Annotated in this window: 12 protein-coding genes and 1 pseudogene; 6 read left to right on the top strand and 7 right to left on the bottom strand. The window is 67.7% G+C overall.

Annotated features, from left to right (window positions below):
• Positions 1 to 91: 91 nt before the first annotated feature.
• A complete protein-coding gene (locus IM543_02730) occupies positions 92 to 1,867 on the top strand; it encodes a DUF885 domain-containing protein (GenBank protein QOY94835.1) in 1,776 nt (591 codons plus the stop codon).
• Positions 1,868 to 1,904: 37 nt separating this feature from the next.
• Here the strand turns inward: IM543_02730 and IM543_02725 are convergent, their stop codons facing one another.
• From IM543_02725 to IM543_02715, 3 genes are all read right to left on the bottom strand, one after another.
• On the bottom strand, positions 1,905 to 3,545 hold the full coding sequence (locus IM543_02725) for a response regulator (GenBank protein QOY94834.1): 1,641 nt from the start codon (positions 3,543 to 3,545) through the stop codon (positions 1,905 to 1,907).
• Entirely contained in the window at positions 3,542 to 6,436 is a 2,895-nt protein-coding gene (locus IM543_02720; GenBank protein QOY94833.1) for a PAS domain S-box protein, read from the bottom strand. Before IM543_02720 ends, IM543_02725 begins: the two co-directional genes overlap by 4 nt.
• 94 nt (positions 6,437 to 6,530) lie before the next feature.
• Positions 6,531 to 6,908, bottom strand: a complete 378-nt coding sequence (locus IM543_02715) for a response regulator (GenBank protein QOY94832.1) — start codon at positions 6,906 to 6,908, stop codon at positions 6,531 to 6,533.
• 445 nt (positions 6,909 to 7,353) lie between these two features.
• On the opposite strand from IM543_02715, the gene IM543_02710 reads away from it, so the two are divergent.
• Both IM543_02710 and IM543_02705 read left to right on the top strand, forming a co-directional pair.
• Complete coding sequence (locus IM543_02710; protein ID QOY94831.1) at positions 7,354 to 7,986, top strand: response regulator transcription factor; 633 nt, start codon at positions 7,354 to 7,356, stop codon at positions 7,984 to 7,986.
• A 171-nt stretch (positions 7,987 to 8,157) separates the two neighbouring features.
• Complete coding sequence (locus tag IM543_02705) at positions 8,158 to 9,759, top strand: response regulator (protein ID QOY94830.1); 1,602 nt, start codon at positions 8,158 to 8,160, stop codon at positions 9,757 to 9,759.
• A gap of 7 nt (positions 9,760 to 9,766) precedes the next feature.
• On the opposite strand, the gene IM543_02700 is transcribed toward IM543_02705, so the two are convergent.
• The 4 genes and pseudogenes from IM543_02700 to IM543_02685 form a co-directional block, all read right to left on the bottom strand.
• On the bottom strand, positions 9,767 to 11,455 hold the full coding sequence (locus IM543_02700) for a peptidase M14 (GenBank protein ID QOY94829.1): 1,689 nt from the start codon (positions 11,453 to 11,455) through the stop codon (positions 9,767 to 9,769).
• Positions 11,456 to 11,495: 40 nt separating this feature from the next.
• A complete protein-coding gene (locus IM543_02695) occupies positions 11,496 to 12,995 on the bottom strand; it encodes a HAMP domain-containing protein (GenBank protein QOY94828.1) in 1,500 nt (499 codons plus the stop codon).
• Between the two features lie 89 nt (positions 12,996 to 13,084).
• Positions 13,085 to 13,969: pseudogene (locus IM543_02690) on the bottom strand (hypothetical protein).
• A 7-nt stretch (positions 13,970 to 13,976) separates the two neighbouring features.
• Complete coding sequence (locus IM543_02685; GenBank protein ID QOY96496.1) at positions 13,977 to 14,597, bottom strand: response regulator transcription factor; 621 nt, start codon at positions 14,595 to 14,597, stop codon at positions 13,977 to 13,979.
• 365 nt (positions 14,598 to 14,962) lie between these two features.
• On the opposite strand from IM543_02685, the gene IM543_02680 reads away from it, so the two are divergent.
• The 3 genes from IM543_02680 to IM543_02670 all read left to right on the top strand — a co-directional run bounded on the left by IM543_02680 (position 14,963) and on the right by IM543_02670 (position 19,738).
• Positions 14,963 to 15,628 carry an energy transducer TonB gene (locus IM543_02680; GenBank protein QOY94827.1) on the top strand — a complete coding sequence of 222 codons (666 nt, stop codon included), beginning with the start codon at positions 14,963 to 14,965 and terminating at the stop codon, positions 15,626 to 15,628.
• A gap of 93 nt (positions 15,629 to 15,721) precedes the next feature.
• Positions 15,722 to 18,025: a M28 family peptidase gene (locus IM543_02675; protein QOY94826.1), complete on the top strand. Its 2,304-nt coding sequence runs from the start codon at positions 15,722 to 15,724 to the stop codon at positions 18,023 to 18,025.
• A gap of 66 nt (positions 18,026 to 18,091) precedes the next feature.
• Complete coding sequence (locus IM543_02670) at positions 18,092 to 19,738, top strand: M28 family peptidase (protein QOY96495.1); 1,647 nt, start codon at positions 18,092 to 18,094, stop codon at positions 19,736 to 19,738.
• Positions 19,739 to 19,782 lie beyond the last annotated feature (44 nt).

The following is a 19,782-nucleotide window of genomic DNA, read 5'->3' as shown; positions in this document are numbered from 1 at the left end:
AGGCCGGTATGGCGGGGGCCGCGCCGCGCGCGCCCTGCTCCGTCCCTGTGTTTGCGCCCCCTTCATTCGATACCGACTTAAAAGGAAAACCATGCTGCCATCCCGCCCTCTCGTCAAGACCCTGCTGGCCGCCGCGCTGGCCACTGCACTCGCGCTGCCGGTCGCCGCCGCCGAACCGGCCTGGGTCGCCGAAAGCAACGACAACGCCAAGGTGCTGCTCAAGGTGATGGCGAAATATTCGCCCGAGAGTGCCAGCACCCTGGGCGTGGATGGCTACGACGAGCAGATCACGGATATGTCGCGCGACCAGTTCGAGGCCAGCAACCGCGACCTGCGCGCGGCCGTCGCCGAGCTGGAAAAGCGCCTGCGCGTGGAAACCGATTCGAAGGTGAAGCAGGACCTGCAGATCCTGATCGACAAGGCCAACGACAGCATCAGGACCAGCGCCCTGCAGCGCAAATACTTCATGCCCTTCGACGACCTGACCGGCATGATCTTCGGCGTCGTGCGCGCCACGCTCGATCCGCGCATTCCGAAGGAGCGCCAGCAGACCTTGCTGGTGCGGCTCGACAAGTACGCGGGCCTGGCCAAGGGGTATCGTCCGGTGACGGAACTGGCCCACGAGCGCCTGCAGGAACGCCTGAAGGCGAACAAGAACCTGCTCGGGCCCTACAAGGGTGAAGTCGAGCAGGCGCTGAACGATGGTCCGACGCTGCTCAAGGGCATGCGCGAGCTGCTGGCCAAGAGCGAATTGAAAGGCTGGGAGAGCCGTTTCGACACGCTGGAAAAGCAGCTCACCGCCTACAACGCGCGCCTGAAGACCGAGATGCTGCCGCGCGCCCGCACCGACCACCGCCTGCCGCCCGAGGTCTACGCCGACAACCTCAAGAACTTCGGTGTCGACATCGCGCCGCAGGAGATGATCTCGAAGGCCCTGACCTCGTTCGCGGAAATCCGCAACCAGATGCAGATCACCGCGAACCTGATCGCGAAAGAGCGCGGCTTCAAGGACGCCGACTACCGCGCCGTGATGAACGAACTCAAAAAGCAGCAGATCCCGCTCGAACAGGTGATGCCGCTGTACGCCCAGCGCCTGGCGGCGATCGAATCGGCGGTGCGCGAGCAGGACATCGTGACGCTCCCCGAGCGCAAGGCAGTGATCCGCCTGGCCACGATGGCCGAGAACGCGGCCCAGCCGGCGCCGCACATGAGCCCTCCGCGCCTGATCGGCAATACGGGCGAATACGGCGAGTTCGTGCTCACCACCGGCATGCCGCCCGACGCCAGCGGCAAGCGCCTGGTCTTCGACGACTTCACCCACCAGGCGGGCACCTGGACGATCACGGCGCACGAAGCGCGTCCCGGCCACGAGCTGCAGTTCGCGAAGATGATCGAAACGGGCGTGTCGACCGCACGCGCCGTGTTCGCCTTCAACAGCGTCAACGTCGAAGGCTGGGCCCTGTACGCGGAAGCGGAAATGCAGCCCTACGAGCCGCTCGACGGCCAGCTGTTCGCGCTGCAGGCGCGCGCGATGCGCGCCGCGCGGGCCTTCCTCGATCCGATGGTGAGCCTGGGCGAGATCACGCCGGAAGGCGTGAAAACCTTCCTGATGCGCGACGTCGGCCTGTCCGAAGGCATGGCGACGCAGGAGATGCAGCGCTATACCTTCCGCGCGCCGGGCCAGGCGACTTCCTATTTCTACGGCTACCAGCGCCTGATGGAGACGCGCCAGGCGGCCGAGGTGGCGCTGCGCGGCAAATTCGACCGCCAGAAGTTCAATGACTTCGTGCTGGCCCAGGGCCTGGTGCCGCCGAAGCTGCTGCGCAAGGCGGTGATGGAAGAGTTCGTGCCGGCGCAGGGGAAATAAGCACGTCGCCGGCGGGCTCTCCGCATCCGCGCCGGCGTCACCGGTAAGCCAGCCTGCGCCGGATCGCCACCATCGTCCCCCGTCCGCGCCGTCCGTAGATATGGATGCCGGCGCGGATGCTGGCGGCGCGCTCGCGCATGCCCTTCAGGCCCAGCGACGCCGCATCGTGCAGGCGTTCGCGCGGGATGCCGCCGCCGTTGTCGCAGATCCTGACCAGCAGGGTGGCGTTGCGCATCGCGACCTGGATCAGGACGTGCGTGGCGCCCGCGTGGCGCAAGACGTTGGTCAGGGCCTCCTGGCACATGCGCAGCAGCTCCCCGGCGACAAACGGCGGCTGCTCGACATAATTGGTGGCCTCATGCAGGACGGTACAGGCGATGCCGGTGCGGCGCTGCAGCTCGGCGGCCTGCCAGCGCAGCGCCGCCACCAGGCCGCCTTCCTCGAGTTCGGGCGGGCGCAGCAGGGCCGAGATGTCCTGCACCGATGCAATCGCCAGGTCCACGCTCGACAACACCGCGTCCAGCTCGCCCATGATGTCCGTGGCGGACGGCGGCCGCTCCGCTTGCGCCACCCGGTCCTGCAACAGGCGCAGGTCGATCTTGGCCGCCGTCAGTATCTGCCCGAGCTGGTCGTGCACCTCGCGCGCCAGCCTGCGCCGCTCGTCGTCGCGCACCCGCTGGACCGTGTCGAGCAGGTTGCGCAGCTCCTGTTGCGACTGCCGCAGGCGCAGCAGCTCGCCCTGGCGCCAGACCGCATCGCGCCGCAGCCGCACCAGGCGCACATTGGCTTCGATGCGCGCCACCAGGTCCTTGGCGCTGAACGGCTTGACCACGAAATCGTCGGCCCCCTCCCCCAGCGCCGCGACCCGCGCCGCCTCGTCGGCCTGGCCGGACAGCATGATGACCGGGACGGTGCTGAGCAGCTCGTTCCCGCGCATCATGCGCAGCAGCGTGATGCCGTCCAGGTCCGGCATGACCTTGTCGATCAGGATCACATCGGGCTGGATCGACGTGGCCAGCTCGAAGCCGGCGCGCGCGCTTTGCGCCGCATGGAGGGCGAAGCCGGCCCGTTCCAGGATGCGCTTGACGTGGGCGACCAGCAGCGCCTCGTCGTCGATCAGCAGTACCCGGGTCTTGCCGGCGTCGGCCTCGCCCTGGCCGGCGGCCGGCGCGCTGTCCCGCGTCAAGGCCTGGGCCAGCTTGTGCACGGCCAGTTCCAGCAGCGCCGCCAGCGAGGGCGGATGCTCGGCCTGCCGTAGCGTGAGCAGCGCCAGGCCGCGCGGGGCCTGCGCACCCTGGCCGCCAAACGCCACCGCCGCCAGCGCGGAGGCGCGCGCGCCGATCCAGGCCGGGCGCGCCGGGCCGATGGCGACGATGCGCGCTTCGCCGTCATGGCCGGCATGCTGGCCAGGCTCGACGCCGCAGATCTGCCGCAGATCGGCCGCGCGCTCGGGCGGCGGCTGCCGGCATCCGGCGTGCAGCAGCAGGCCCAGGCTCCGGTCTTCGCGGAGCAGGTAGATGGCAAGCGCCTCGACCTCGTCGCGCAGCGAGGCCAGCAATTCGCTGCCCAGGGCGGACAGGTCGTTCGGGACGGCCAGGTGCTCGACCACGCTGGCAAAGGCCAGCATCCGGCGCGCTACCAGCGCCTGTTCGCGTTTGCCCTCGGCCTCGGAGCTCATGGTGCCTTCCCCAATCCGGCAAGCGCTTCGGACAGCACCTGGGCCAGGACGGTCTTGCCATACGGTTTGTTCAGGAAGCGGGTTTCCGGCCCCAACTCATCCTGGTGTTGCATGGCTTCGAAGGTATAGCCGGAGCTCAGCAAGATACGCAGCCCGGGCCGCATGGCGCGTGCGCGCCGGGCAAGTTCGATGCCGGAAACACCGGGCATCACGACATCCGTGAACAGCAGGTCGAAGGCTGCGCCCTGCGCCAGCAGCGCCAGCGCCTGCTCGGCCCTGGAAGCCTCGGTGACCTCGCATCCCAACTCGCGCAACAGGCCGAAGATATGCGCGCGCACGATCGGATCGTCCTCGACCAGGAGAATGGCGCAGCCGGCCGGCGGCACTGCGCCGGCGCCGGGCGCGGGCACGGGCAGCGCCTCGGGTTCGGCGTGGGCGCGCGGCAGGTACAGCTTGACCTGGGTGCCGATCCCCGGCTCCGAGTAGATCGTCACGTCGCCATTCGACTGCTTGACGAAGCCATACACCATGCTCAGGCCGAGCCCGCTGCCGGAAGCTTCGTCCTTGGTCGTGAAGAAGGGTTCGAACACATGGTCCATCACGTCCTGGGCAATGCCGAGGCCATTGTCCGCGACCGCGATCACGACATACTCGCCGGGCGGCAGCGGCTTGTTCAGCTCGGTCTTCTGTTCTTCCATCTCGACCAGCATCAGCTGGATGGTCAGGTTTCCGCCGTCGGGCATGGCATCGCGCGCATTGATGCACAGGTTCACGATGGCGGCCTCGAGTTGCGCACGGTCGGCATACACGCGCCAGCCGCGCGCCACTTCCAGCAGTTGCAGGTCGATATTCTCGGGCAGGCTGCGCGCGATCAGGGGCCGGATCGACGCGAGCGCTTCGCCGACGTCCAGGATCTGTGGCGTCAGCGGCTGCCTGCGTCCGAATGCCAGCAGTCGGCGGGTCAGCTCGGCCCCGCGCTCGCCGGCCATCTGGATCATGTGGGCGATCTCGCGCAGCTCGGGCTGCGTTGCCAGCGCCTCCATCAGTTCTTCGGCACTGCCCAGGATGACGGTCAGCCAGTTGTTGAAGTCGTGCGCCAGGCCGCCGGTGAGCCGGCCGAGCGATTCGAGCTTCTGGATCTGCAGCAGGCGCTGTTCCAGCGCGATGCGCTCGCTCAGGTCGGTCACCACCGACAGGATGGCGCGCGGCGTGCCGTTCTCGCGGCGCACCAGGATCCAGTGCACGTGGACCACGAACTTGCGGCCATCGGCCGCCGAATGCACCATCCGGCCCGAATAGTCGCCCTGCCGCATCAGCACCTGCAAGGCGTGCTGGAAATCGGACGGCGCGCACTGGGCGTACAGGGTCTCGTCCACCGGGCGGCCGATGACCTCCTCGCTGCTCCAGCCGTAGCGCGCCGCCGCCGCCTGGTTCCAGTACAGCACCCGGTTGTCGAGGTCGCGCACCAGGATGGCATCGGTGGCGTAGTCGAGCATTTCGGCCTGCATGCGCAGGCGCGCCTCCTGCTGTTTCTGCTCGGTGAGGTCGGCGATGCTGCCGACCATCCGCTGCGGCGCGCCCTGCTCGTCGATGACCATGAAGCAGCGATGCAGCACATGGCGCTCGACGCCCCCGGGCAGGCGCAGCCGGTATTCGGCCGCCCAGTTTTCGCGCCCGGCGGCCACGCTGGCGCGCAGGCTGGCGCCGACACGCTCGCGGTCGTCGGGATGGATGCAGGCTTCCCAGTCCGCCAGGCGGGCCATCCGCGCCAGCACGCTGCCGAGCGGCTCGACTGCGCTGCGGCTGCACCACAGGGCATCGTCGGCCATGCTCCAGTCCCAGACCACGTCGTTGGTGGCGCGCGTGACGTAGCGCAGCCGCTGCTCGCTCAGCGCCAGGGAATCGGCCATGGACTTGAGCTCGTACGAGCGCAGCACGATTTCCGCTTCCAGCCGGGTGGTCTTGCCGCGCGAGGGATCGGTGGCGGACGGCTTGTGCTCCAGCACGTAATCGGTCACGTCTTCGACCCGGTGGATGATGAACATGACGCGTCCATCCGAATCGAGGACGGGCGAGTTGATCGGGCTCCAGTAGCGCAGCTCGAATCCTCCGCCCGGCCGGCGGATCGGATAGCGCTGCACCGCCATCACGTCGGGCACCCGGGTCTGCCTGACCCGCTGCAGCGACGCGTTCAGTGCCGCGACCGCGCTGCCCTCCTCGCTCTCGGGATCGTCGGGGAACACGTCGAACATGGCGCGTCCGATGATCTGCTCGCGCGTGACCATGGTCGCCTCGAGATAGGCGTTGCTCGCCGCCACGATCTGGAAGGAGCCGGGCGCCAGCACCAGGTAGAGTCCCGGCGCCGACTCGAACAGCAGGCGGAATTGTTCCTGCGCCTGCCCGGCATCGTTGCGCGGGGCGCCGCCGCCGCCGCCGGCCGGCCCGAACCCGAACATCGCATCGCCGCCGCCGCCGGCGGCCCGGCCGGACGCGGCGGCCACGAGCAGGTCGGCAATCAGGCCAAGTTCGCCGCTGGCGGCCGGGTCGCGCGCCTGCTTGCCGGCGACGGCCAGCACGCAGACAGCCTTGCCGGTCCCGTACGCGAAGCGGCGCCGCAGCGCCCGGTAGCTGCGCAGGCCGGCGCGCTCCGCCAGGTCGCGGCAGCCGGGCGGCAACACGCTGGTGCGCAGGTCGGGCAGGTCGCACTCGTCATCGTTGACCTGGGCTTCGAGCGCTTCGAGCACCGCGCCGACGGCCGCGCAGTCCGCCGTGCAAAAGCGTTGCGGCGCCGCGCCGTCGGGCAGGTGCAGGCTGACCATCGCCCAGTCATCCCCGGATGCGATCAAGGCCAGCCGCGCGGCTTTCTCCATGCTGGCTGCGTCGTTCGCCATGCTTGCCCGCCTTCCTAAAAGCTTTGCGTAATTGTCAACTAATTATCCCAAGATAGCACAAGGCCTCGCGTACGCACGTCCCGACACGATGCGCTCAGGCGCGCACCTTGGCCAGGATGTCGAGCAGCATGCCGGCGCTCACCGGTTTGGTGAGGTAATAGTCCATGCCTGCCTGGGCCGTGGAGGCGCTGAGATCGTCGGCGCAGGCCGTCAAGGCGGCAATGCAGGCCTGCTGTCCCCAGGGCCGTGCGCGCATGCGCAGCGCGGTCTGGCGGCCATCCATGCGCGGCATCATGACGTCGAGGATCACCAACTGCGGACTCAGCAGGTCGCCGAGGGCAAGCGCCTCGATGCCCGAATAGGCGACATGCACGCTGCAGTCGAACAGCGTCAGCAAGGACGCCAGGGTGTCGGCGGCGTCGACATTGTCATCGACCACCAGCACGCGGGGCGTCGGCTCTCGCAGGGTCATGTTATCCAAGATTGTGTGCTGTCAGAACACAGCATGAGGAAAAAAGACCGTGCAGCTTACCGGGGGTCCGGAGACAAGCGAAGTCGGATGGATTGTGACTTTCTTGTCGTAAAAGCAGGCTTCGCCGGCGTCACATGCGAGCGGCGACGGGCGGGACGCATGCGGCATTGTCCTACACGGTGTCACACAAGCTGCGGCACGCTGTCGCTACTTTGCCCATCGCGCACCGCAGTAAAACCCCCTATCATCGCGAGCAGCCGCAGCACCCGGCTCTTCCGTTTCACCGCTTAGTTCACTCAGGCAATTCTGCCGCCGGAACCATCCGCACATCCTTCGTTCAATACCGCCGTCGAACCGGGCGGCATGCACTTCGTTTCAAAATTATGATGAGCTTATGCTTGCTAATATTGTCCAACACGACACTTTTACAAGGCGTCCACCGTCAATGATCCGTGTTGTCATCGCCGACGATCACCAGCTGGTGCGTGAAGGCGTCAAGAAGGTCTTGTCTGTCGACCCGGACATCGTCCTGGTCGGAGAGGCTGCGGACCTGGCATCGACGCTCGCCGTGCTGGACACCCTCGAGGTCGATCTGCTGCTGCTCGATCTTACCCTCAGCCCCGTCCACGAACTGGACGCGCTGCGCACGGTCGTCGAGCGCTTTCCCGGCCTGCGGGTCCTGGTGCTGAGCTCACATAGCGAGGAGCGGTTCGGCATCCCCGTCCTGAAACTCGGCGCGGCAGGCTATATCCCGAAATCACTCACCGTCGACCTGGTATTGAAGGCCATCCATAAAGTACATGGAGGCGGGCGTTACCTGAGCGAGAGCCTGGCGGACATCCTGGCCCAGGAAGTGTCTTCACCCCATCCCCGCTACGCCTACGAGCGCCTGACCGAGCGCGAATTGCAGGTGACGCGCCTGCTGGCGCTGGGCCATCCGGTCAAGCAGGTGGCGGCCAGGCTCGATATCAGCATCAGCTCCGTCAATACCTACCGCAGCCGCATCTTCGACAAGCTGCAGCTCAGGAGCAATGCCGAGCTCATCCGCTATGCCATCCATCACCGCCTGGTGAGCTGAATGTGCCGGGTTCTCCTGCGCGTCCGCCGGCCCGGCAGCGGCAGGCCTTGTCGCACACGCTGCCACGTCCCGGTAGCGATTTGCACGATCAAATGTTCAAGGTGAAAGCGCTAGAATCAACGGTCTTCGCTTCTGCAATGAGCCTCACTTAACCTTCTCTCGGCTGTTGCAATGACCGCACGCACACTAGAACACCCCGCCATCCTCCTCATCGACGACGAGTCATTCTCCGAAGAAATTGTTTCTCACAGCTTAAGAGCCTGCGGGGCGCATACCTTTCGTTTCACGCACGAACCGGCAGTGGCCGTCGACCTGGCCAAGGAAATTGCGGCCACGGTGGTCCTGGTCGACATGCGCATGCCGTCGATGGACGGTTTCGAAGTGACCCGCCGGCTGCGCGCGGACAAGGAAACCGAACATGTCGCCGTGATCATCCTGTCCTCGGACGAGAATCCGGACAGAAAAGCCGAAGCCTTCGATGTCGGCGCCAGCGACTACCTCGTCAAGTGGCCGGACCCGCGCGAACTGATCGCACGGGTACGCTACCACAGCAATTCCTGCCTTGCGCGCCGCCAGCTCGATGCCGCCTTTGCCAGCCTGCGCCAAAGCCAGGAAGACCTGGCAGCCAGTCAGTCGGCCCTGCTCCAGTCGCAAAAAATGGAAGCGATCGGCCAATTGACTGGCGGGGTGGCGCATGACTTCAACAACGTGCTGCAGATCATCGGCGGCAATCTGCAGCTGTTGAAGCTGAGCGACGGACTCAAGGAGGTGGGCAAGATCCGCGTCGACACGGCGCTGACCGGCGTCAGGCGGGGCGCCAAGCTGGCCTCGCACCTGCTGGCGTTCGCGCGCCAGCAGCCGCTCCAGGCCATCGTCACCAATCCCGGGCACCTGCTGCGTGAAATGGATGACATGACGCGCCGGATGTTCGGACCAAGCCCAAGCGTTGTCACGGAGATTGCCCCCGGCCTGGGCAGCATCCTGGTCGACCCGAACCAGCTCCACAATGTCTTGCTGAACCTGGCCATCAACGCGCGCGATGCCATGGCAGGCAGAGGCACCCTGACGATCCGCGCCGCCAACCTGGGGCCGGACGATGATTTGCCGCCCGTCGTCGCCGCCGGAGACTGGGTGATGATCGACGTCGCCGACAATGGCAAGGGCATGGCGCCGGACGTGATGGCGCGCGTCTTCGAGCCGTTTTTCACGACCAAGCCGACCGGCCAGGGCACCGGCCTGGGCTTGTCGATGGCGTATGGCTTCGTCAAGCAGTCGGGTGGCGAAATCGTGTTGTCCAGCGTGCCGGGACAGGGAACCAGCGTCAAGATCTACCTGCCGCGCAGCGACGCCGAGCCGGTCGTGCAAGAGCCGCCGGTCGTCAGCCGGCTGGAGGGCGGGCCGGAAACCATCCTGGTGGTCGAAGACGAAGAGCACGTGCGCAATACCACCTGCGGCAGCCTGTCGATCCTTGGCTACCAGGTGTTGCAAGCGCCCAGCGCCTCGGCGGCGCTCGACATCATCAAGAGCGGCCAGGACATCGACCTGGTGTTCACCGACGTCATCATGCCGGGGCCGGTCAGCAGCCTGCAACTGGGCGAGGCGGTGCGCGCCTACCTGCCGCACGCGCAGATTCTCTACACCTCGGGCTACGCCGAAGGTGTGCTGACCCACGAGGGCAGGCTGCAGCCGAACGTCAGCCTGTTGCCGAAACCGTATGATTTCGGCACCCTCAGCGCGCGCATTCGCCAGCTGCTCCGGGCCCGGACCAGCTGAGCGGGCATCAAGCGATCATGAACACCGGATAGCGCCGCCACTCCGGTTCGCGGTAACGTTCGCAGTTGGCAAAGATAAAGTCCAGCACCGCTTCCTGATTCGACAGCAGTGCCGGATTCGCCTCCTTCCACGCCGCGAACTTCGCCGCCAGCGCCGGCTCGGTATTCAGCAATTCGGATGCATGGTCTTCGAACACGTAGTCCGAATAGGCTTCCTTCTTCTCCAGCACGCTGTTGAAGAAGCCCCAGCGGAAGAAGCTGTCGTGGCCCAGCGGCTCGAGCGTCTCGACGGCGTAGCGCGCATTGTCCTGGTCGAGCGGCACGATGAAGTCGCCCTTGCGCAGCGCTACCTGGCCGCGGCGCCTTTCCAGCACCACCTCGTCGTGGAACATGTGGCCCTCGTAGGCGCTCGGGCGCGAAGCGACCGACACGATGTGGTAGTAGTCCACCTCTTCCATGCGGTCGCTTTCCACCTGCTGCATGCGCACCCCGTTCCACTGCAGGCGCTCGATCGCCTCACGCCACTGCTGCGGCACCACGTAGGCGCGCGGCGCCGCCACGTGGATGTCGGCCGGGAAGCGGTTGTACCAGGCGATGTCGCGCTCCCACGGGCGCGTACGGTCGTAGCACAGGCGCGTGTAGCTCCCCAGCACGCTCGGTTTGTACACGGCTTCGTAGCCCTTGAAGCGGAAGGTGTCGGGATCCGCTTCGTCCATGGCCCAGTGGATCGGCCACTCGGCGCGCGTGCGGCCCGCTTGCCTGGCGGAGCGGCGCAGGGCCTGGATCTGGTCCGCATTGCGCACCGTGAAGTCGAGCGCGGTCTCGACCAGCGCGCGCATCGATGCGTAGCGGTCCTTGAACGGCTTGAGCATGTGGGTCTCGGGCATGAAGCCGATCGTGTGGTGCAGGGCCGCGTAGCCGGTCGAGAAGCGCGCGGTCTCGAGGAAGTCGGCGATGCCGTGGTCCGGGCTGTCCTTGACCGGATTCACATACGGGCAGGTCGGCCAGCCGCGCGCTTCCATGCCCGCGTACATCGCCGGCAGCATGATGTCGCGCAGGAAGGCGCCCAGGTCACCGCCCAGCTTGTCCGGCTGGGTGTGGATCAGGGTCATGGTGTAGCTGTAGTCGGCGCCGTTGGAGGTATGGGTGTCGACCATCACGTCCGGATCCCAGGCCGTGAACAGCTTGTTGAACACCTGCGCGGTGAGGCTGTCGCACTTGACGAAGTCGCGGTTCAGGTCGAGGTGGCGGCTCATGCCGCGGAAACCGAACTGCTCCGGCCCGTCCTGGTTCACCCGCGACGTGTCGGCGCGATTCAGGCTGCCGTCGACGTTGTACAGGGGGACGAACAGGAACACGGTCCGGCCCAGGGCCGCCAGGCGCTCGGGCTGGGTGCAGAAGTCGCGCACCAGCGCCATGCAGCTGTCCACGCCTTCCGGTTCGCCCGGATGGATGCCGTTGTTGTTGAAGAAGACCGGGCGCCCGGCGCGCTTGATCGCATCGATGTCGAACACGCCGTCGCTGCTCACCACGCCCGCGTGGATCGGCACGCCGGCATCGGACACGCCTACCTGTTCAAAGCGCAGCACCTGCGGATAGGCGCGCGCGAGCTGTTCGTACCAGGCGATGCACTGCGCGTGGGTGGTGGTCTGGTTCAGGTTGCCCTTCTCGTAGGGCGTCAGCAATTGGTCAGCCATGTGTACTCGTTTGTGCTCATGTGTGGGTTGTCATTCAAAATCAGGATACCGTGAGCGGCGCATGCAGCGGCAGCGTGATCGCCACCACGGTGCCGCCGCCCGGGCTGGAGCGCACGTCCATCACGCCGTGCACGGCGTAGACGCGCTCGCGCATGCCGATGATGCCGATGCCTTCCGAGGCGCTGGCCGGGTCGAAACCGTTGCCGTCGTCGGCCACCACGATGCGCAGGGTCTGCGCGGCTTCGTCCAGCACCAGGCGCACCTGGGCCGAGGTCGCGCTGGCGTGCTTCATGACGTTCGACAGCGCTTCCTGCACGATGCGGTAGGCGGAGATCGCCAGTTCGTTCGACAGGCGCGAGAAGTCGCCCTCGCTGTGGAACTCGAAGCTGCATCCGGCGCTGCCGTCGTAGTGGCGCACCATCTCTTCCACCGCGCCGTGCAGTCCCAGCATGTCGAGCACCTCCGGGCGCAGGCGCCGCACCAGGCGCCGGCCGTTGGCGTACAGGTCGAGCGCGAGCTTGGTGATGGCCTGTGACTTGCGCCCGATTTCCTCCACTTCCGGGGTCGGCGGCGCCTTGGCGGCCAGCGCGCCGATGGCCTGCGCTTCCAGGCGCGCGGCGATCAGGGACGCGTTCAGTTCGTCGTGGATCTCGACCGCGATGCTCTTGCGCTCGTCTTCGATGATCGAGTTCACCTTCTGGATCAGCTTGCGCTTGTCGGCGTCGGCGCGCAGCGCTTCGTTGCGCGAGGCCAGCAGATCGCGGGTGCGCTCGGCCACCTTGTTCTCGAGGTCGCGCTTGGATTCGTCGAGCGCCAGCGACATCTGGCCGATGGAGGCCTGCAGCTCACCCACCTCGCCGCCCGAATTGACCGGCAGCTGGACGCGGTAGTCGCCGTTGCGGATCCGGCTCAGCGCGCCGATCGCCTCGCGCAGCGGCACCGTGAGCGAGCGCGCCAGCACCCAGGCCAGCACGCCGCTGACCGCCAGCGCCAGCGCCGCCATGCCCAGCTCGAAGCGAAAGCGCCGGGTCTGCTTGGCCATCATGTTCGAGGGCGACATCGTCACCCGCACCCAGCCGACGATCTCGGTGGTGAGCGTGGGCGGACGCAGGTCGCTCGAGGCCGAGACGTGCGGCGTGCCGTTGTCGGTGAACAGGTTGATCCACACCACCTGCTTCTTGATCGGCGCCTCGTAATGGTGCGGCTGGGCGTCGATCGCCGACTCGGAATCGACGCGCACCGCCTGGGTGCCGTCCATGCCGACCACCTCGATGCGGTAGATGCTGCTGTCGGACTGCACCAGGCCGTTGATGGTCAGGCGCAGGTCGGACAGGTTGCCCGAGATGACGTTGTATTCGCTGGTCTCGGCCAGCGCGCGCGCCAGGATGCGCCCGCGTTCGGACAGTTCCTCGGCCACCTGGGCCCGGTGCGAGTAGTACGAGTACCACACGAAGGAGGTGAACAGGAAGGTCACCGGCAGCATGGTGATGAGGGTCATGCGCCGGCCGATGCTCCAGCCGCGCCAGAATCGCAGCTTCATGGCGTGGGTGGCACGGGCGTCGGTGGCGGCGCGGCGGGGCGTGCGGGCTGGGGTGCCGGCGCGCGCGCCGGCTGGCGCGCCGGCAGGTGCGCGAAGTTGCGGGCCTCGCCCGTCACCCGCAGATCGAGCGAACGGGCCACCCCTTCGTTCACCACGGTGCGGAAGTAACGCGGAAACTGCGGCGGCGCCAGCTCGCCGGTGACCACGAAGTTGGCCGCGATCTCGGCCACTTGCGTGTTGATGTCCTCGATCTCGGAATAGGTCGTGGCCAGCGCGCCGACCTTGACCATGTCGGCCGAGAAGCCGATCACGCCCTGCTTGCGGCGATAGGTCGAGAGCAGGATGTTGCGCACGTTCTCCGGGTTGTAGACGTCGCCGTCGGGCAGCGCCAGCAGCACCTCGGCACGCGTCATCTGGTTGAGCGTGTGGTTGATGTCGTCGCCGGGGGCGAAGAACTGCACGTCGACGTCGGCATCCAGGGCCGGCCGCAGGAAAGCCGTCTCGCGGCCCAGGATGGCGCCGACGCGCGGCGGGCGCCCGTACAGCAGCGCGGCCAGGCGCAACTGGTCGGCCGGCGCCGGCTCGGCATACACGGCGGTGTGGCGCAGCGCGCGCCCCGGCGGCAACTTGCTGGTCAGCGCGCGCCACACCTGGCTCGAGGTGAAGGCCGAGATGACCACGCAGTCGCAGCGGCGCGAGATGGCGTCGCGCAGCGCGGCCGGGCCGATCGCGACGTACAGCATGCGGTGGCGCTGGGCCAGTTCGGTGCGGAAGGCCGCGAAGGTCGGCAGCAGGCGCTTGTACAGGTCTTCGGCGATGCGCCGGGTGACTTCGCTGTCGTCGCCGGTGATGATCTGCGAGCGGAAGCCGGTCACCTCCTCGTCCCTGCCTGCCTGGGCCTGGGCCGCGGCGCAGAGGGAAAAGCCGAGCGCGAGCGCGGCCACGGCCGCGCGCAGGGTCCGCGGGTAGCTCATCGAAGGATCAAGGCTCGATCAGGCCGTGCTTCACGGCCAGCAGGGTGATGTTGGCCTGGCGGTGCACGCCCAGTTTTTCCTTGATCGACTGGCTGATGTTGCTGATGGTCTTGGTCGACAGATCGAGTTTCTCGGCGATCTCGGCGTTGGTCAGGCCTTCGGCCATCAGCTTGAAGATCTCGAGCCCGCGCTCGTCGAGCTGCGACTGCGGCGTCACGTCGCCGCGCACCGCCATGCTGGCCAGGCGCGAGGCGATCTGCGGCAGGAAATACAGCTTGCCGTCGTGCGCGTGGCGCACCGCCGTCACCAGGTCGGACGGATCGCAATCCTTGGTGACGAAGGCATGCGCGCCCATGCGGTAGGTTTCCTTGATCAGGCTATCCTGGTCAAACTGGCTCAGGAAGATGATCTTGGCGCGCGGGTCGTCCTTCAGGATGCTCTGCGCGGCGTCCAGGCCGGTCAGCTCGGTCCCGAAGCGCATGTCGAGGATCACGACATCGGGCTGCTGCGCCGCATACAGCGCCACCGCCTCGCTCGGGGTCTTGGCCTGCCCCACCACCTGCATGCCGGCCGCTTCCAGCGACATGGCGAACCCGGTCATGACGATCGGGTGGTCGTCCGCAAGCATCACGCGGATCGGTTTTTTCTGTTCGGACACCAATTTCACTCCTGTAGATCACCCGCCCATGAGAGGCTTCCTCGCCCTTGCGGCGTTCGCTTGCCAATCTCTGGCAGCACGCTATGCCAAGCGACAGAACGCATGCGGGTTGCAAGAGGATTATTTCATACAAAGCGCCATGACGCGAGTACCCATCCATTCCCTGCTTTTCACGCATGGCGACCAGCACGTGGAAGCAGAATTACCAAGAAAGCGCTTTACACATTGCTAGGCTCTAGCATATATTGATTCCATCAGCTGATAGATGCACATCTTTCCTTAAGCACCAAGTTTTGCGACCCCGTCGCCGGACGTCATAAGAAGAGGAGATCGCCATGCACTTCACGCAACTCAACGATGGGACCGGCGGCAAGGCCGGAAAGTTCGCAATCGTGGCCGGCCTGCACGTGCTGGTGGCCATCGGCCTCATCAACGTGATGAACACCAGGAGCATCACCCTGCCGAAGCTGATCGACGACGCCACGGTCTGGATCGAGCCGGAGGCGCCGCCGCCCCCGCCGCCGCCGCAGCCCCCGCAACCCCGTCAGCAGGTGGCCCCGCCCCGGATCGTGGTGCCGCCACTGGAGGTCGAGCTGCCGCCGCCCCCGGTCGAAGCTCCGGTGCAGGCCACCATCGAGCCGGCGCCGGTGCCGGAACAGGCCCTTCCCCTCGCCCCCGAGGCGCCTCCCACGGCGCCGGTCTCCAACAGCAGGCCGGGGCAGATGCACAGCGCGGTCCTGGCCAACGCCGACGGCTGCGCCAAGCCGGACTACCCGATGCACGCGGCGCGCAACGGCGACAGCGGCACCGTGACGCTGGCGCTGCTGGTCGGCGCCGACGGCCGGGTGCGGGATGCGCGGGTCCAGAAGTCGAGCGGCCACCGCGAACTGGACCGCGCCGCGCTCAATGCCCTGAGCCTGTGCCAGTTCAAGCCGGCCATGAACAACGGCGTCGCCGCAGCCGGATGGGGGCAGATCGCCTACGTCTGGACGCTTGAATAAATCATCTCCGTTCCCTTTTTGCCCGCCTTTCATCGCGGGCTTTTTTTCGCCCAACACAAACCACAACAACAACAGGAAACGAGGAGACAAGGAATGCTGATCGCTGGAATACCGACGCCGCCGCGGCGCGTCCGAGGTCCGGCCGCGCTGGCGGCCGGCCTGCTTGCCATGCTTGTGCTGGCGCTGCTGGCCTGGCGCGCCACCGGCGGCGCGCCATCCGCGCCGTCGGTGCCGCCTGCCCCGCCGGCGCTGGACCGGATGCTGCGCCACGCCGCCGTGCTGGCCGCGGCGCCGCGTCCGATCGCCACCGCCGCCAACGCCCGGGCGCGCGACTACATCCTGGCGCAGTTGCGCGGCATCGGCCTGGCGCCGACGGTCCAGACCAGCACCGTCCAGAAGTCCACCATCCGTTACTGGGGCGGCACCGACGTGACGCTCGGCGTGGTGCACAACATCGTGCTGCGCCTGCCCGGCAGCGCGCCCGACCGCCGCAAGCGCCCCGCCCTCCTGCTGGCCACCCATTACGACAGCGGCAAGTTCACGCTGGGCGCGGCGCGCGGCGCGGCGCAGGTGGCGGCCATGATCGAAACCGCCAGGGCGCTGCAGTCCGGTCCGGCCCACGCGAACGACATCGTCATGCTGTTCCTCGACGGCGAGGACGTCGGCGCGCTCGGCGCCAAGGGCTTCGTCGAGCAGCATCCGCTGGCGCAGACCATCGGGCTGACGCTGAAGTTCGATGCGAGCGGCAGCGCCGGACCGCTGGTGCTCCACGACGCCGCCAACGCCGGCAGCAGCACGCTGCGCGGCCGCACGCAGGCGCTGCCCGGCATGGACGGGTCGTCGCTGATGGCGCGGCTGGCCAGGCTGACGCCGGACACGCCGCGCATCGGCCCCCTGTCCGGCATCGAGGCGCCGGTCCTGCTGTTCGTGAACAGCGGCAGGCGCTTCGATGGCGCAGGGACGCTGGACAGTATCGAACGCCTCGATCCGGCCATGCTGGCCCAGCTGGGCGCGAGCATGCTGCGCCTGGCGCGCCACTATGGCGACGCGCCGCTGGCGCGCGGCGCCCGCCAGGCCCATGCCTGGTTCCAGCTGCCCCTGTTGGGCGCGGTCCAGCATCCGGCCATCCTGTGCTGGGGCCTGGCGGCGCTGAGCTGCCTGATGCTGGCGCGCGGCTACCATCAGGCACTGGACGACGCCGGCCCGAGCGTGGCGCCGCTGCTGCAGGGCTTCTTCGGCGTCGCGCTGCTCCTGCTGGGCGCCCGGATGCTGCTGTGGGAACGGCGCGATGAACTGGCCGCGCTGACGCGGATGCAGGACAACGCGGCCGCGATCGTGTTCCTGGTCGCGGGAGGCTGCCTGTTCATCGCCACGCTGTACCTGCTGCGCCGCCTGATCGGCGCCACGCCGGTATTCCTGGGCACGATGGCCTGGCTGAGCCTGGCGCTGGTCGTGGCGCTGCTGGCGGCGCCGGACGCCGCCTGGCTGCTGGCCTGGCCGCTGGCGGCGGCGCTGGCCGCCTTCCACGCCTTGCAGAGGCCGCGCAGTCCGCCGACACGCTTCTTGATCCTCGCGGCCGGCATCACGCCGGCGCTGCTGCTGTTCGTGCCCGCCTTGCGCGCCAGCTGGGCCGCGCTGGCGCCGTACGCCATGTACGTGCCGACGCTGGCGATCGCCCTCATGATGCTGTGCTTCGCCAGCCTGCTCCTGCTGCTGCCGCTCGGGCGCGTGGTCGGCGCGGCCCTGGTACTGGCGCTGGCCGCCTGCGCGGCACTGCCGGGGCAGGCATCCGGGCCGCAGGAACCGGAGCGGCCGCGGGTGGAGCCGAACCGCCTGGTCTATTTCAAGGACATGAACAGCTGGCGCGCCTACTGGCTGCTGCCGCCGCAACCCCTGGACGCGTGGTCGAAGCAGCTGTTCCCGCACCTGGAAAAGCCGGCCATCCATGTCGACGTCTTCGGCTGGCACAGTCCGCGCCAGTGGTATGCGATCGCGCCGCGCGAGGACCGCATCGCCTTTCCCGATGCCCTCATGCTGCGCAATCCCCGCCTGGCCAAGCCCTCGCCGCAGCCCGGGTTGCGGCGGGTGGAATTCACGCTGCGCTCGAAGAACCGCGCGCCGCACATCCGGATGTGGGTGGCCGGCACCAAGCCGCAGCACTCCACCCTCGACGGCCGGGTGCTGACGTCGAAGGAAAGCCCGTGGTCGCTGTCGCTGTACGGGATGGAAGACCAGCTGCTGCGCTTCGCCATCGACGCGCCGGACGACGACCCGCTGGCGGTGATCGTCGAAGAGCGCATGCCCGGCCTGCCGGAGCACCTGCTGCCGCCGGGCGCTCCGCCGCGCATGCCGGGCACGGGCATGACGGTGTCCGCGGATGTGTTGCGGTTCAACTGAACAGTTGGCATACAATGTTTGGCGCGCACCATGCGCCATCCATTCCAACTACCGCAGCAGGAAACCATGCACAAGATCGTCTCCTCCCTGGTCATCACCGCCCTCGCGGGCAGCCTGGCGCTGGCCTACCCGGCCCACGCCGCTGGCGTCCCCACTGCCGGCAAACAGGCCGCCACCGTCAAGGAAGCGCCGCTGCGCGCCCACCTCGCCTTTCTGTCTTCCGACGCCGTCGAAGGACGCGGCACCGGCCAGCGCGGCGGCGAGCTGACCGTCACCTATCTGGAAACCCAGGCCGCCGCGATCGGCCTGCAGCCTGCCAACAAGGGCAGCTTCCGCCAGCCGGTCAAGATCGCCGGCGTGCGCTCGCTGCCGCAGAAGAGCAGCATCGGCCTGTTCGCCGGCGGCCAGCAGCTGCCTGCGCAGTTCGGCGCCGACTGGGTCTGGGGTCCGGGAGATGCCAAGGCCGAGCACACGCTCGACGCCGAACTGGTCTTCGTGGGCTATGGCATCAATGCGCCGGACGAAGGCTGGGACGACTTCAAGGGCCAGGACGTCAAGGGCAAGGTGCTGGTCATGATGGTCAACGATCCGAAACCGACCGCCAGCGAACCGGCACGCTTCAACGGCGACGGCCTGACCTACTACGGCCGCTGGACGTACAAGCTGGAAGAAGCGGCGCGCCAGGGCGCGGCCGGCGTCCTGCTGATCCACACCGACGCCTCGGCCTCCTACGGCTGGAGCGTGGTGCAGAACAGCTGGGCCAATGCCGAACGCTTCCAGCTGGCAGAAGGCGAGCTGGGCACCGGCCTGCAGGGCTGGCTGACCGACGCCACCGCGCGCAAGCTGTTCGCAGCGGGCGGCCAGGACCTCGACCAGCTGCGCGCCGCCGCCGAGGACAAGCACTTCAAGCCGGTGACGCTGAACGCCCGCGTCAAGGGCGAGGCGCGCGCCGACGTGCGTACCCTGAACGAGTTCAACGTGGCCGGCGTGGTGCCGGGCACCGACCCCAAGCTGAAGGATGAAGTCGTCATCTACAGCGCGCACTGGGACCACATGGGCAAGCAGGGTAGCGAGGGCGACACCATCTTCAACGGCGCCGTCGACAATGCGTCCGGCACCGCCGCCCTGCTGGCGATGGCGCAGGAGGCCGTGCGCAACCCGGCCAAGCGCAGCCAGATGTTCCTGTGGGTCGCGGCCGAAGAGCAAGGCCTGCTGGGCAGCGCGGCCTATGCGAGCAAGCCGCTGTGGCCGATCGAGAAGACCGTCGCCAACCTGAACCTGGACAGCCTGAATTTCGTCGGCCTGGTCACGGACGTGAACACCCCGGGCAGCGAACGCACCGACCTGGGCGCGATGGCTGCCGCCACCGCCAAGCGCATGGGCCTGGGCATCGCCCCGCGCAAGCCCGACCTCGGCGGCGGCTACTTCCGCAGCGACCACTTCAGCTTCGCCAAGGCCGGCGTGCCGGCGTTCTCGGTGGGCGCCGGCCACGGCTGGGTGAAGGACGTGGAAGCCAACAATGCCAAGCAGAAGGCCTACCGCGCGCGTTACCACCAGGTGACCGACGAATACGATCCCAACTGGGACCTGTCGGGCATGGTGCAGCAGGCGCAGTTCACGCTGAACCTGGGCCGCGTGGTGGCGGATGCGCCGCAGGCGCCGCAGTGGAAGGCGGGCGACCCGTTCGGCAAGGCGCGTACCGCCGCCAAGTAAGCAGGCCTGCCTGTCGCATGGCGGACGGCGTTTTCGCCGTCCGC

The organism is Massilia sp. UMI-21, from assembly GCA_015277795.1.
In the GTDB taxonomy this organism is placed as follows: domain Bacteria; phylum Pseudomonadota; class Gammaproteobacteria; order Burkholderiales; family Burkholderiaceae_D; genus Telluria.
Note: the sequence above shows the minus strand (reverse complement) of the source record. Positions and strands in the feature narration are given on the sequence as shown.